Source organism: Proteus vulgaris, assembly GCF_016647575.1.
Taxonomy (GTDB): domain Bacteria; phylum Pseudomonadota; class Gammaproteobacteria; order Enterobacterales; family Enterobacteriaceae; genus Proteus; species Proteus mirabilis_B.
Genome location: NZ_CP032663.1, coordinates 2,005,782 through 2,020,383, shown reverse-complemented (window position 1 = coordinate 2,020,383; position 14,602 = coordinate 2,005,782). Strand labels below are relative to the sequence as shown.

Genomic DNA, 14,602 nt, shown 5'->3' with positions numbered 1-14,602 from the left:
TAAATCTCTTTTTGTTATTCACTGGCTCAAATAGACCTCATGTCTATAAATGTTGATACAGTGTCGCATACGTTTTTGCAGCGGTTTCCCAACTAAAAATAGTTTGATTCATGCCATCAGTTTGAGCTTGTTGCCACTGTTTAGGCATACTCCATAAGGTAAAGGCACGATTAATAGCCTGACGCAAAGAGTCTGGTGTCGCTTCATAGAAAACAAAACCCGTAGCTTGGTGATGTGCTAAATTTTCTAATGAACAATCATTAACCGTATCGGCTAATCCGCCTGTGTGTCTCACTAAAGGTAGAGCGCCATATTTCAAGCCATATAACTGAGTTAATCCACAAGGTTCAAAACGACTAGGCACCATAATCACATCAGCACCTGCGACAACTTGGTGTGAAAAACTTTCGTCATAACCAATATGAACTGCTACATTTTGCGGATATTGTTGTTGTGCGTGTAAAAATGCCGCTTCAAGGTGACTATCGCCAGTACCTAATAAAACAAACTGGCCACCTTGTTCAACGATATCAGGAAGCGTTTCAATGACTAAATCGAGCCCTTTTTGCGAAGTTAAACGACTGACAGCTGCAAAAAGAGGAGCAGTATTGTTGACAGGTAAACCACATTTTTTCTGTAATGCGGTTTTATTTTCTAAACGTTTATTCAGGTTTTTAACATCATAACGACGTGTAATTAAGCTATCTGTTGCAGGGTCCCAAACTGCCTCATCAACGCCATTTAAAATGCCACTTAATCGCTGTTCATAAGCACGTTGACGTAATAATCCCTCTAAACCGTAACCAAACTCTTGAGTGGTTATCTCTTTGGCATAAGTTGGGCTGACTGTCGTAATGTGGTTAGCATAAAAAAGACCTGCTTTTAGGAATGAAATTTGTCCGTAATATTCCAGTCCATTAATTGAAAAACTGTAATCAGGTAATTCAAGTTGATGCAGATGATAAGGTGAGAACTCACCTTTATAAGCCAGATTATGAACAGTAAAAACAGATTTTGCTGAATAATGTTTAACTGCTAAATAAGCACAAGCAAGCCCTGCGTGCCAATCATGGGCGTGAACAACATCAGCTCGCCATAAAGGATCTAACCCCGCTGATAATTCGCTTGCTACCCAACCTAATAAGGCAAAACGAAAAACATTATCACCATAAGGATGCTGATGTTGATCGTGATAAGGGCTACCAGTACGTTGATAAAGATGAGGTGCATCAATAAGATAAATATCAACACCTTGGTATTGTCCATAAAGCAGAGAAACATTACCGGCAAAGGTATCGATATTAGTTACTAATTTGAGATCAGGAATATTATCTTTGATAGCAGGAAACGCGGGTATAACAACCCGCGCATCTAAACCTATCTTTTTCTGAGCTAAAGGCAAAGAGCCCATAACATCAGCTAATCCCCCTGTTTTTAGCAGAGGGAATAATTCAGAACAACAGTGAAGGACATTCACGAAAAAGCCTCCTCATTTTGAGGTTTTTGTTCTGCATTTGTTTTAGTCGGATTTTCTTTTTCATTACGTGCGAGTTGCTCAAGCATTTCTCTTGTTACCAGCACGATACCTTCTTCAGTACGGTGGAAACGTGCAGCATCTTCTTCTGCATTCATCCCAATAACAGTACCTTCTGGAATAGTACAACTACGCTCAATAATGCAGCGTTTTAAGTAGCAATGATGGCTCACTGTCACATCAGGTAAAATCACGGAATCTTCGATATGACAGAAAGATTCAACGCGAACTAATGGGAATAAAATAGATGAATAGAGCGTTGATCCATTGATAATACAACCGTCAGCAATTAACGAGTTCATCATCTGCCCATGTTCACCATGATTATCTTGGACAAATTTAGCTGGCGGTAACGGTGTCATAAAGGTGCGTATTGGCCAGTCTTTTGCATACATATCAAGCTCTGGTGTTACAGAGGCTAAGTCGAGGTTAGCAGACCAATATGCTTCAATGGTTCCTACATCACGCCAGTATGGTGGTACTGAAGGATCTGAACTGACACAAGAGAGTTCAAATGGGTGAGCAAGAACATCACCACGTTCAGTAATTTTAGGAATGATATCTTGACCAAAGTCATGGTGTGAATTTGGGTCACGGCTATCTTCTTCTAATAAATCAAAGAGATAATCTCTATCAACCACATAAATACCCATACTTGCTAATGAATGATCAGGATCATCAGGAATACAAGGTGGGTTTGATGGTTTTTCTAAGAAGTTGAGCACTCGACGATTTTCATCGATATCCATAATACCGAATTGGAATGCATCTTCTTTAGGAACACGAATACAAGCTACGGTGAATTTTGATTTATTTTCAACGTGATCAAGTAATAAACGGGCATAGTTCATTTTATAAATATGGTCGCCAGCTAAAATAACGACATATTTTGCTTTGTAGCTACGAAGAATATCGAGGTTTTGATAGATAGCATCAGCTGTCCCCATATACCAATGTTCGGTATTACGGCGTTGCTGAGCAGGTAATAAATCAACAAACTCATTCATATCTTCGTTGAAGAATGACCAACCACGCTGAATATGTTGAACTAAAGAGTGCGATTGATATTGGGTAATTACACCAATACGGCGGATCCCTGAGTTAAGACAGTTTGATAGCGTAAAGTCGATAATTCGAAATTTCCCACCAAAGAAAACCGCCGGTTTTGCACGTTTTGAAGTCAATGCTTTTAAGCGTGTACCACGACCTCCCGCTAAAACGAGTGCAATTGCCTCTTTAGGAAGTTGTTGTGCCAACATTAATTTTTGGCCTTGTTCTGTTGTCATCATAGTTATAGCACTCCAATCAAATTACTTAACTTGGGAGGAAATAATGGGTAATTTTTCAGTAGAAGACTGAGTATAAAAAACGCTATTTCGCCAAAGGGTGATACTGTTAGGTTGTATTTCACAATGCTCAGATTGTGTTGGGTGACAATCAGGCCAGCTAGCCGTATCAAGCAAGCAAGACCAAGACCCTTCAGGTAAAGAAAAAACAGCGCTGTTTCTTAATGGGTTAAACATTAAGATCCATTGTTGCGCTAAAAGAAGTTGTAATGGTGAAGGTGGAAGTTGTTGCCAATCTTCATTACTCATAGGTTGAGCATTCTGATTTAACCAAATGACATTTTGGCTATCTTCTTCCCACCATTTAAGCGAACTTAAAGGTGTAATTTGGTGACGTAATTCAATAAGGTGGCGAATGTAATCAGTTAAGTTGTAAGGCTGTTGAAACCATTTGATCCAACTGACTTTATTATCCTGACAATAAGCGTTGTTATTACCATATTGCGTATTACCCACTTCATCACCGGCGAGTAAATGAGGTGTTCCTCTAGAAAGCAGTAGCGTTGCCAGCATGTTCCTTGTTGCAAGCAATCTGTATTGACTTATTTTTTCGTTAACTATCAAACCTTCTTCACCAAAATTCACACTGTAATTGGTGTTATGTCCATCTAGGTTTGATTCTCCATTCTCCTCGTTATGTTTATTCTGATAACTCACTAAATCCCGCAGTGTAAAGCCGTCGTGGCTAGTTATCATATTGACGCTAGAATAGGGAGGTCTGCCATTTTTGTGGTATAGCTTTGCAGAGCCTGTAATATTGTCTGCAAATGTCGCAATAGAGACATCACGCCATAACCAAAAACGACGAATAACATCGCGATAACCATCATTCCATTCTGTAAATGGAACAGGGAAATTACCGACTTGATAACCATCAGAGCCTAAATCCCAAGGCTCTGCGATAAGTTTAATGCGTGACAGTAGCGGATCTTGTCGTATAGCCGTCAATAGTGGTGATTGAGTATCAAAATAGGGAACTCGACCAAGACTTGTCGCTAAATCAAAACGAAAGCCATCGACATGGAATTCTGTCACCCAATAACGCAGGCAATCCATAACCCACTGCACCGTTTCAGGGCGACTTAAATTGAGTGTATTACCACAACCCGTCCAATTTTGAGCTTTATTTTCGTCGTTTAGCCAATAATAGCTTTGGTTATCAATACCACGTTGCGAAACAATATAACCTTCGAATTGATCACTTAGTTCCGCAGTATGGTTAAACACCACATCTAAAATCACTTCAATATTGGCTTTATGTAGGCTTCTTACTGCTTCTCGAAATTCATCAATAATATTGCGACCTGAATTAGAATAATATTGAGTCGATAAAGCGAAAGGCGCTAATACGTTATAACCCCAATAGTTTTTTAAACCGATTTTATGAAGATGTGGCTCTGTTAAATGATATTGAACAGGCAATAACTCTAATGCCGTAATGCCTAATTTTTTCAGATGTGAAATAAAAGCAGGGTGCCCTAATGCTGCATAAGTGCCCCGCAATTTTTCGGGTATTTCAAGATGCAGTTTTGTCAGTCCTTTTACATGTCCTTCGTAAATAATGGTTTCTGACCACGGTGTATTTAAACGCTGATAAGTGCCTTTTTCTTTATAATAATGGCAAAAACAGCCGCTATCATCGGTGATAACTGCTTTAGGTGTAATCGCACTATCATCATGCTCTAATGCATTAAAAACAGGGGAGGTGTAAGGTAATGTATTATCAACAATACCCGTCACCTGTTTTGCATAAGGATCTAATAATAGTTGCTGAGGTTGATAGAACAATCCTTGTTCTGGGATCCATTCACCTTCTACACGATAACCATAATGTAAACCGGGCCCTGCACCGGGCAAATACCCATGCCAAATTGAGCCAGTTTTACCCGGTAATGGGTAACGGATCTCTTTGCCTGCTTTATCAAACAGGCAAAGAATGACTTTAGTGGCATTTTCACTAAAGAGTGTAAAATTTACTCCATAGCCATCATAATGACTGCCCATAGGAAAAGGGCGACCATAATCTAAAGACATATTAATCCTTCAATCTTAAATACAGCGTCGCAAGTGGGGGTAATGACAATGACAAGGAGTGAGGCTTACCATTAAATGCACTTGCGGTTGTCTCTATTTCACCTAAGTTTCCTACATTACTGCCGTTATAAAATTCAGAATCACTGTTGAGAATTTCCTGATAAGCACCGGCTTTATTGACACCGACAACGTAATTGTGATGAACAACAGGCGTGAAATTACTGATAACAATAATTTCATTGCCTTGTGCATCTTTACGGCAAAAAGCAAAGACGGAGTTATCGTGATCATCAACGGTAAGCCACTCAAAGCCTTCGCGTTCAAAATCACATTCATAAAGCGGAGCATTAGCTCGATAGGAAAGATTCAAATCTCGTACAAAGTGTTGAACACCTTGGTGTGGACTATTAGGCTCTTCAAGAAGGTGCCAATCTAAGCTACTGTCATGGTTCCATTCACGCCACTGTGCAAATTCACATCCCATAAATAGCAGTTTTTTGCCGGGATAAGCCCACATAAAGCCAAGATATGCACGTAAATTGGCAAATTTTTGCCAATCATCACCTACCATGCGACCGATCAACGAACCTTTACCATGCACAAATTCATCATGAGAAAGAGGCAAAACAAAGTTTTCGTTATAGGCATAGAGCATGCCAAAGGTCATTTGATTATGATGATATTTACGATAGATAGGATCACGTTGCATATAAGCTAACGTGTCATGCATCCACCCCATATTCCATTTGTAATTAAAACCTAAACCACCATCATCAGGCGGTAAGGTAACACCCGGAAAATCAGTAGATTCTTCTGCAATTGTGATTGTACCGGGACAAGTTGTACCCAATAATTTGTTAGTGTGACGAATAAAATCAATGGCTTCTAGATTTTCACGTCCACCATGTTTATTTGGGATCCATTCGCCTTCTTTTCGGCTGTAATCACGATAAAGCATTGAGGCAACAGCATCGAAACGGAAACCATCAAGCGCAAAATGTTCATGCCAATACAATAAATTACCGGAAAGGTAATTCAGTACTTCATTACGCCCATAGTTATAAATCAAGGTATTCCAATCAGGATGAAAGCCTTCACGTCTATCTGCATATTCATAGAGTGATGTGCCATCAAAATTACGTAAACCGTAATCATCTTCAGGGAAATGACCGGGAACCCAATCTAAAATGACTTTAATTTCAGCTTGATGTGCCGCTTCAATAAAGTCACGGAAGTCCATAGGAGAGCCAAAGCGACGAGTTGGTGAATATAACCCTAACGGTTGATATCCCCATGAACCATCAAAAGGATGTTCATTAATAGGGAGCAACTCAATATGAGTAAAACCCATCTCTTTAACGTATGGAATTAACTGTTCAGCTAATTCGCGATAACTTAACCAGCTTTGATCATCAGTATGTCTACGCCATGAACCTAGATGAACTTCATAAATAGACATAGGAGCATTGCGTTGATTCGCTTGCTGACGCGATAGTGGCATCGGTTTGATTGGTGGTAATGTATTGATAATTGATGCAGTTTCAGGACGTATTTGTGTTTCAAAAGCATAAGGATCAGCTTTTAATCGATGTTCACCATTCGCATCAAGAATAGAATATTTATAGCAATCACCAAGATGAGCCTGTGGAAGGAAAAGCTCCCATATTCCACTTTCACGACGTAATCGCATTGGAAAACGTCTTTCATCCCAGAATGAGAAATCGCCTACAACACTTACACTTTTTGCGTTAGGTGCCCATACAGCAAAAGTAATACCATCAATATCACCCAGTTTTGCAGGGTGCGCGCCTAAACATTGGTAAGGGCGCGAGTGATGACCTTGAGCTAAAAACCAAATATCCATTTCTTGCAATAAAATGCCAAATTGATAGGGATCATCAACGACACCTTGTGCATTTTCCCACGTTACATCTAAACAGTAACTAAAACGACGTTTACGTCGAGGGATAACGCCACAGAAAAAACCACTAGGATGCTTACGCTCTAGTGTTGCTACATTTCGACCGTTTTTTCTATCGATGACACTGACTGCAACTGCATCTGGTAAAAAAGCACGAACCTCTAAACCTGCCGATGTTTCATGCATACCAAGAAGTGCAAAAGGATCAGACTCATACCCATTAATTAGTTTTTCTATTGCTTTTTTTGTCACAGCTACAGACATCTTATCGTCCTTCGTTGCCAGCAAATAAATTAATAAATTTTATATATAAATATCAGCATAGAACGTTAATTTAAGTTAAACAATAAGTGTTTATAACAGATTATTTAAAATCAAAATAATTTACATAGGTTAATATACTTATTTATTAAATTTAATGAATTGAATTTAAATGAATTAAATAGATTGAATAGAGGAAGATCGCGAATTATAAAAACAGCACGATTAGCGTTTTTACCTATTCATAAAAAGAAGATTATCATTAGATATTTTTAATTAAACAGCTAGCAACTAGTTTTAAAAAGTGTAATTAATAAGATTGGAATCGCTATTTTTATGAAAAACAATCGCTTATTTCATTAGTAAAATTAACTTTTTTGCTGGGTAAGCCATTGTTCAAAATCGAGATGTGTTTTGGTTTTTTGTACACCTAATGGCGTTAAAGCGTAATAACTTATCGGTGCAATTTGGATATTTGGAAATAACACTTTTAAAGCACCGTTATTTATTTCATTCGATAAAATCGAAACAGGACCAATGCCAAGACCTAATCCTTCAATAATAGCTTGCAGCGAAATATGAAAATGATCAAAGCGATAGTGACGCGAGAATGACAACTGCGTATTGAGATGAGTCGCGTTTAACCATTGTTGCCAATGCCCGGGACGAGTAAGCGTATCGATAACAGGGCAGTCAAAAACATCTTCAAATTTAGTGACACTGTAACGTTTTAAGAATTTTTCAGAAGCAATTAAACAATGCTTATCCTCTAAAAAAACAACAGATGAATACTCTTGTTGCTGAGGTTGAGGGCGAATAATCAGATCATCATGGCTAATCAAATGAAATCGCTCGCTATTTGCAGACGCAATTTGGATATTTGCATTAGGATATTGAAGATAAAAATCCTCCATTCGCGGAATAAGCCATTTTAAACAAAGTGTTGTAGGAACACTGATATTTAAAATATCGTTTCTTCCACCATTACCATAGCGAAAACCAATATCATTTAATTTATCAAAAACTTCACTTAATTCTTGCGCCAGCGTCAATGCGTAGGGGGTGGGAACTCGACATAAACCTTGTTTATTAAATAAAGTGACGCCAAACCATTTTTCTATAACTTGGATATGACGACTAATCGCACCATGAGTGACACATAATGTTTGTGCGGCTTCGGTATAACTTTGGCTATGACAAGCGACTAAGAAAGCACGTAATGAAGGCAATGGAGGAAGATTTCTCATCATAATTTTCTCGCTATAGTTTACGCATCATAAATAAAACGGGCTTTCTGATTAAAACTCACAATACCGTGACATTTTATCACAGGTAAAAATAAAGAAGGCAGGTATGATACAGCGTCTTTAACTTATTGAACTTAAAGGATGATAATGAGTTTTATCGCGGTTATTTTACTGGCAGTATTTTCTGGAGTGATCAGTGGCGTTGTAGGGACTGGCTCTTCTATTTTATTAATCCCTGCGTTGACCTATGTTTTTGGTGCTAAGGAAGCAGTACCCATTATGGCGTTAGCTTCTGTGATGGGTAATTTATCGCGTATTTATTTATGGCGACACAGTATTCGCTTTAAACCACTATTTTATTATCTGTTACCCGGTATTCCTGCCGTTGTTCTTGGCGCTAATACACTATGGATAATGCCAGAGAAATGGCTAAATATTGGTATGGGAATGTTTTTTATATTGATGATCCCTGTGATCCACTTATTACGCAAACATCAAATCAAAATGAAAACTTACCAAGTTATTATTGCTGGTGCGGTTATCGGCTATTCAACGGGTGTTGTATTTTCCACAGGGCCATTAACTATTCCTATATTTTCTGCATATGGTCTGACATTAGGCCCATTACTTGCAACGGAAGCTGCCGCGTCATTTGTTATTTATCTCACAAAAGCCTTAACGTTTAGCCAACTGGGTGCGGTTAATAGCTTTATCTTAATTAGTGGGGTGTTAGTGGGCTGTGGTTTAACTGTAGGAAATTACCTTGGTAAAAAACTGGTATTAAAACTGACACCAAAACTTTTTCAATGGCTGTTAGATGCTATGCTGATTTTTGCTGGTGGCTCACTGCTTTTTAATGGCATTTACTCTTAATAAAAATGGCTGTATTAACAGCCTTTACTCTAATTATTATCTGATAAATAAGGTATTAATAAAGTTTGTGAAATATCAACAAATGGCAGCAACTCATTAACGGAGGCTCCTGCTCTTGCTCTCAAAGAAATTGAATGTAAAAGGGCAACTACACCCAATGCAATGGTGTGAACATCCGTTCCTTCTTTTAATTCACCTGTCTCTAATGCTGCTTGTAAGGCATCTTCAACTTGCTGAGTTTGTGCGTTAATGACTTGATTTAACATCGTTCTTATCGCTGGATCTTCAACTTCAGTCACCGCCGTTGAAAGCACCATACAGCCGGTTAATCCTTCGCTATCAGTATAAAAATGGATAGCTGAAATCAGATAACGCTTTACTCTTTCTGTCACTCTATCTTGATCAGATTGTTTCTCAAGTTCATGACGATAACGCGTGGAAGCAATATGATTAAAGCGCTCAATCGCTTTTTCATACAATGCCGCTTTATTACCAAATGCAGCATACAGGCTAGGCTTATTCATTTGCGTTTCAATGACTAAGTCATCCATAGATGTTGCTGTAAATCCTTTACGCCAAAATAATGCCATTATTTTTTCAAGTGCAGCATCACTATCATAACGGCGAGGGCGACCTTTCTTTTGCATTTTGTACCATTTAGTAAGAAATGTATTTACTCAGTATAAAACAAATGTCATTATTTTACTAATCAGTACAAAATAGGAAAATAAAATGAGTCATAATGAAATGCTGTATGGAAAGAATATGCCTTCAATCATTAAGCTTGTTGAGGAAGGGCGTAAGCAACAATCCAAACCTCTTAAAGTCGGTATCTTTGTTTGCCCCGGTTTTATGCCTATGGATATTAATGGTGCTCAATCAGTATTTACCATTGCTAGTGCAGAAATCTATTTTATATGGAAAAAGAAAGAGTTAGTGGAAGGCTATATTGGCTGGCCAACAATGCCAACCATGACTTTTGATGAGTGCCCAGAAGATCTAGACGTATTAGTGGTTGGAATGGTGCCACCAGAGATTGTTGAAGATGAACAGACATTGGCGTTCTTCGCCAAAATGGGTAATAAAGCGCGTTATGTCATTGGTACATGTTATGGCTCTTTAGTTTTGGGTGCGGCTGGACTATTAAAAGGTAAGAAAGCGACCAGTAATTCTAATGTTGTTCCGATGTTACCGGATATGGGAGCGATAGCAGTAGAGGGAAGTGAAGTTGTTATTGATGGCAATATTTATACCTCAGGACCCGCAACTGGTTCATTCGACGCTTCATTATTAGTATTAGAACAACTGTTAGGCACACCTTTTGCTCAATTAGTTGAATTAGCAATTGAATATGATCCCCGTCCTCCTTTTGGTACAGGTTCACCTACTTTAGCGGGGCCTGAAATGACCGCTATTTCACAAAGCTTAACCGCTAATTTAAATGCTCAATTTCATCAAGCCGCACTTAATGGACTCAAAAAGCACCGTTAATTTAAGTTAATAAACGATAGAATAAGGAAATAAATATTGATGTTTACCTAAGCTGTTTTATTTCAATTTCGGAGTATTACAATGACAGAATATGAAAAAATGGTATCAGGCAATCTTTATCATGCCAGTAAAGATGATAGTTTAGAGCCACTTAGAGTAAAAGCGCGTGAAATTATTTATGATTTTAATATGACGCGACCTTCTGAGATTGAAAAAAGAAAGGCATATTTAAAACAGCTTTTAGGGAAAACAGGCAATAATTTCACTATTGAGCCACCATTTCATTGTGACTATGGCCAGTTAATTGAAATTGGCGAAGCGTTTTACGCTAATTTTAATTTAACGATATTAGATTGTGCATCTGTAAAAATTGGACACAATGTGATGTGTGCGCCTAATGTCAGCATTTTAACTGCAACTCATCCGATTGATCCTGAAATACGCAGTAGTGAACTTGAATATGCATTACCTATTACTATCGGTAATTCAGTATGGTTAGGCGCAGGATGTATTGTTTTACCTGGTGTAACTATTGGTGATAATTGCGTTATCGGTGCGGGAAGTGTAGTAACAAAATCTATTCCGGCTAATTGCGTTGCTGTTGGCAATCCTTGTCGTGTGTTAAGACAAATTAGCGATAAAGATAAACAAGATGCTGAGAAAAGGCTTAGCCTTTATTAATATAAAAAAATAGGCTCAACAAACATGATTGAGCCTATTCATATAGCTGCTTTTATTCTTTAATAAAGCTGAGATAGTTAAAGAGCGATTTAAAACCAAATTTACGGTATAGCGCTAAACCATCTGCTGATGCATCTAAGAAGCAACGTTCAACGCCTTGTTCACGGCAAAACTCTAAAACATGCTTAATTAAATGTGTCGCATAGCCATTACCTTGATAGGCAATATCTGTCCCAATATCATCAAAACGCGCTAATTTATCATGTATTGTTAACGTTAATGAAGAAACCGGCTGACCATCAACTAATAACGCGTAATGGAAGATAGCAGCGCCATTATCTAACGCTTTCTGGTGATAACGAATATACTCATTAACAATCGTATCATCACTATCATCTCCCACTGGGAATGCCGTTTTTAATGGATGAGCCCACTGTTCAAGGTTGTGATTGGTTAAAATAATATCGCAAGGATTATTTTTATAAGAAGGGAATACCGCTTCTGATAATGTTAAATACATTGCGGTTGTCATACCATCACCAGTATAACCTGCATTTTTTATTATCACTTCAAATTCAGGTAGTAATGATTCTGGTAATACCAAAATATGATCTTTTTTCTGCGATGTAAAAAGGGTACTGGCTTGCTGGAATGAGCTTTCTGTTGCGCCTTGGCGTAAATAAATAAAGTTAAAAATGGCAGCATCCATTGGTGTCATAAAGCAGTGAGTATGATCACCAATACGAATATTATTTTCACAAATTTCTGACCAAAAGGCTTTTTCTACTATTTTAAATTCTTTATACAGTTGTGCATCCATAATGGTTCTCTAGCTGAATCGTGATACGCGGTAAGGCGTTAATAGAGGTTCCGCTTTTTTGTAAATAAGTTCTAGTGCAACTAATTCACATAATAAAGGTGACAACGTCACGGCAGCGTGCATAGTAACAAGATATAATCCCTGATAAGGAGATATTTCTCCAATAATTGGCATTTCATCTTTAGGCATAGGTCTTTCACCAACAGCGACCTGTTTTATTGTTAGTTTACCTGTTTGTGTAAAATTATCATAAAAAGTCGCTTGTGCATGGCATGCAATACGCTCAGGGTGATGTTCATCACTATTATCAATGTAATCTTCAGCTGCAATAATCTCATTTTGAGCAAAGTGGCGTAACTCCATCTCTGGTGTGGAGATAATGCAAGGTAAAAAAGGGCGTTCTGCATCCGTCATTAATTTGAGTAAAATACTTGGCGATGAATATAACGGTAAATCAATACCTTTTTTAGATAACAACGCTAAAGCACCAACACCCGCTGTTAAAATAACATGGTCAGCATGCATTTTAGCTTTCGTTGTTTCTACGCCGATAATGCGATCTCCATCTTCTAATAAGCGAATAACTTCGGTATTAGCGTAGTATTTCACACCCATCTCTTGAGCTTGTTGTAATAACACTTTAATGACGAGAAGAGGATCGACAGCACCTTCATCACTCGCAAATGCAGCTAATTCAGGTGCTTGAGATAATTTAGGTACTTTATGAAGTAATTGTTCTTTATTTAATGCTTGAACATTAAAACCCGCTTGATGATGTGATTGAATAAATTGAGCAGTTTCTTTATCAGATGACATCCAACTTATAGCACCAGACCAATCAATATTCAGTTCTCCTTGTGTCTTTTTATCCAACTCTCGCCAACAATGAATAGCCTTAGCCCGTAATTGCTGATAAGCATCAGGACGACCGTAAGAGACATTTAGCCAAGCAAACGAGGTACTTGTTGCTCCGAGCCCAGCATTTGCTTTATCTAATAAGATAATCTGCATGTTACTCATTTTCGCAAGATACCAAGCTTGCATGACACCAACAATACCAGCACCAACAATAATAATTTTCTGTTGCGATTTTTGAGGTAACGATGAGGTATTTAAATCCATTTTATTCTCTTAAACTGTAATCAGGAGTAAGGGTGCTTCTTATGCTAAAAATAAAAAACAATATAGAATAATGGTTTTAGTAAATATAATCTTTTTTATCCTCTCGCTTTTCGTGCTAATTAACTTACTAAATACGCATAAAAACACTTATTTTTCATGAAATTAATAAATGAGACTGTTTTAATTTTAAAAGTAACATATCGCTCAAGATCACAAAAAGAATAATGAACCATAACACAAAACAAACAATAGGCTATTGCATCTAAATTTAAACCATAATGCAGTTTATAATTCCGCAAACAATGATTTTTAGTAGATGTTAAATCTGTATAATTTTTAATTTCAGCATCATACTATAACGCACATTCAAACTGGTTTTTTAATCTAAAATCAAACACAAAAAAAGACTTATAGGCTGCCTTTGTCACTAAAAAGCAGAGTAATTAACTTATCTTTATTAAGTATAAAGATTATTGTTTTACAAAAGAATTATTGTGGATATGATAGCTCACATATTCAGCATGTTATTTTTTTAAAAAAGGCGTCGTATGTTAGAAAGTATCGGTATTTCAAATATTTGGACATACCTTTTAGGCGTTATTTTTATTACTTTAGTACCAGGTCCAAACTCGATTTTCGTCCTTACTTCCAGTGCGAAGCATGGCGTAAAAGGGGGGTATAAAGCCGCTCTTGGTGTTTTTACGGGTGATGCATTATTAATCTTTTTGGCATTTTTGGGGGTTGCTTCATTAGTCAAGACTTCACCCGTCTTCTTTATTGTCATTAAATATGCCGGTGCTCTTTACTTAACCTATTTAGGGCTGAAAACGTTATATACAACGTTCCAAAAGAAAAAAGAGACTCCAGAGCAAGTCTCTGAAGTAACAATAAAAGCAAAAGATGGTCTTTATGTTAAGGCGTTATTTTTGAGTATGCTTAACCCAAAAATGATCATTTTTTATGTTTCTTTTTTCATTCAGTTTATCGATCCTAAATATGAAAATGCAGGTGTTCCATTTTTTGTATTGGGTGCGATTTTAGAAACATGCAGTATGCTTTATTTATCAATTCTTATTTTTGGCGGTGTTGCTATTACTAATAAAGTAAAACATAACAAACGGTTAGCTTCATTATCAAATAGTTGTATTGGTGCAGTGTTCTTACTGTTTGGTGCTAAACTGGCATTAACTGCATAATCTTTACCTATAAACTAAAAAGCCACTTTAAAAAGTGGCTTTTTTTTGCGATAAATAAATGACTATCTCTATCCCC

Annotated in this window: 12 protein-coding genes; 4 read left to right on the top strand and 8 right to left on the bottom strand. The window is 37.4% G+C overall.

The window, feature by feature from the left end; all coding sequences use genetic code 11:
* Positions 1-43: 43 nt before the first annotated feature.
* The 5 genes from glgA to D7029_RS09415 all read right to left on the bottom strand — a co-directional run bounded on the left by glgA (position 44) and on the right by D7029_RS09415 (position 8,346).
* Positions 44-1,477 (bottom strand): glycogen synthase GlgA, encoded by a 1,434-nt coding sequence (gene glgA / locus D7029_RS09435; protein ID WP_088495554.1) that lies wholly within the window; start codon positions 1,475-1,477, stop codon positions 44-46.
* Positions 1,474-2,823, bottom strand: coding sequence for a glucose-1-phosphate adenylyltransferase (gene glgC, locus D7029_RS09430; protein ID WP_194952530.1), 1,350 nt, complete (start codon positions 2,821-2,823; stop codon positions 1,474-1,476). Before glgC ends, glgA begins: the two co-directional genes overlap by 4 nt.
* Before the next feature lie 21 nt (positions 2,824-2,844).
* Complete coding sequence (gene glgX / locus D7029_RS09425; protein ID WP_194952529.1) at positions 2,845-4,914, bottom strand: glycogen debranching protein GlgX; 2,070 nt, start codon at positions 4,912-4,914, stop codon at positions 2,845-2,847.
* Position 4,915: 1 nt separating this feature from the next.
* Positions 4,916-7,099 carry a 1,4-alpha-glucan branching protein GlgB gene (gene glgB, locus D7029_RS09420; protein WP_194952528.1) on the bottom strand — a complete coding sequence of 728 codons (2,184 nt, stop codon included), beginning with the start codon at positions 7,097-7,099 and terminating at the stop codon, positions 4,916-4,918.
* Positions 7,100-7,464: 365 nt separating this feature from the next.
* Positions 7,465-8,346 (bottom strand): LysR substrate-binding domain-containing protein, encoded by an 882-nt coding sequence (locus D7029_RS09415; protein ID WP_228766762.1) that lies wholly within the window; start codon positions 8,344-8,346, stop codon positions 7,465-7,467.
* 144 nt (positions 8,347-8,490) lie between these two features.
* On the opposite strand from D7029_RS09415, the gene D7029_RS09410 reads away from it, so the two are divergent.
* A complete protein-coding gene (locus D7029_RS09410) occupies positions 8,491-9,216 on the top strand; it encodes a sulfite exporter TauE/SafE family protein (RefSeq protein WP_194952527.1) in 726 nt (241 codons plus the stop codon).
* 29 nt (positions 9,217-9,245) lie between these two features.
* Here D7029_RS09410 and D7029_RS09405 read toward each other — a convergent pair whose 3' ends face one another.
* A complete protein-coding gene (locus tag D7029_RS09405) occupies positions 9,246-9,863 on the bottom strand; it encodes a TetR/AcrR family transcriptional regulator (RefSeq protein WP_194952526.1) in 618 nt (205 codons plus the stop codon).
* A gap of 85 nt (positions 9,864-9,948) precedes the next feature.
* Between D7029_RS09405 and D7029_RS09400 the strand changes: the two genes are divergently transcribed.
* Together D7029_RS09400 and D7029_RS09395 are read left to right on the top strand one after the other, a co-directional pair.
* A complete protein-coding gene (locus D7029_RS09400; protein WP_194952525.1) occupies positions 9,949-10,707 on the top strand; it encodes a DJ-1/PfpI family protein in 759 nt (252 codons plus the stop codon).
* Positions 10,708-10,788: 81 nt separating this feature from the next.
* Complete coding sequence (locus D7029_RS09395; protein ID WP_194952524.1) at positions 10,789-11,388, top strand: sugar O-acetyltransferase; 600 nt, start codon at positions 10,789-10,791, stop codon at positions 11,386-11,388.
* Between the two features lie 52 nt (positions 11,389-11,440).
* On the opposite strand, the gene D7029_RS09390 is transcribed toward D7029_RS09395, so the two are convergent.
* Both D7029_RS09390 and D7029_RS09385 read right to left on the bottom strand, forming a co-directional pair.
* Positions 11,441-12,208, bottom strand: a complete 768-nt coding sequence (locus D7029_RS09390; RefSeq protein WP_194952523.1) for a GNAT family N-acetyltransferase — start codon at positions 12,206-12,208, stop codon at positions 11,441-11,443.
* 9 nt (positions 12,209-12,217) lie between these two features.
* Positions 12,218-13,330, bottom strand: coding sequence for an NAD(P)/FAD-dependent oxidoreductase (locus D7029_RS09385; RefSeq protein ID WP_194952522.1), 1,113 nt, complete (start codon positions 13,328-13,330; stop codon positions 12,218-12,220).
* 548 nt (positions 13,331-13,878) lie between these two features.
* Here D7029_RS09385 and leuE point away from each other — a divergent pair.
* Complete coding sequence (gene leuE / locus D7029_RS09380; protein ID WP_194952521.1) at positions 13,879-14,526, top strand: leucine efflux protein LeuE; 648 nt, start codon at positions 13,879-13,881, stop codon at positions 14,524-14,526.
* The last annotated feature ends 76 nt before the right edge of the window (positions 14,527-14,602 follow it).

Coding starts and splice junctions, on each gene's coding strand:
- glgC (WP_194952530.1), bottom strand. CDS start 2,823: ATGATGACAACAGAACAAGGCCAAAAATTAATGTTGGCACAACAACTT.
- glgX (WP_194952529.1), bottom strand. CDS start 4,914: ATGTCTTTAGATTATGGTCGCCCTTTTCCTATGGGCAGTCATTATGAT.
- glgB (WP_194952528.1), bottom strand. CDS start 7,099: ATGTCTGTAGCTGTGACAAAAAAAGCAATAGAAAAACTAATTAATGGG.
- D7029_RS09415 (WP_228766762.1), bottom strand. CDS start 8,346: ATGATGAGAAATCTTCCTCCATTGCCTTCATTACGTGCTTTCTTAGTC.
- D7029_RS09410 (WP_194952527.1), top strand. CDS start 8,491: ATGAGTTTTATCGCGGTTATTTTACTGGCAGTATTTTCTGGAGTGATC.
- D7029_RS09405 (WP_194952526.1), bottom strand. CDS start 9,863: ATGCAAAAGAAAGGTCGCCCTCGCCGTTATGATAGTGATGCTGCACTT.
- D7029_RS09400 (WP_194952525.1), top strand. CDS start 9,949: ATGAGTCATAATGAAATGCTGTATGGAAAGAATATGCCTTCAATCATT.
- D7029_RS09395 (WP_194952524.1), top strand. CDS start 10,789: ATGACAGAATATGAAAAAATGGTATCAGGCAATCTTTATCATGCCAGT.
- D7029_RS09390 (WP_194952523.1), bottom strand. CDS start 12,208: ATGGATGCACAACTGTATAAAGAATTTAAAATAGTAGAAAAAGCCTTT.
- D7029_RS09385 (WP_194952522.1), bottom strand. CDS start 13,330: ATGGATTTAAATACCTCATCGTTACCTCAAAAATCGCAACAGAAAATT.
- leuE (WP_194952521.1), top strand. CDS start 13,879: ATGTTAGAAAGTATCGGTATTTCAAATATTTGGACATACCTTTTAGGC.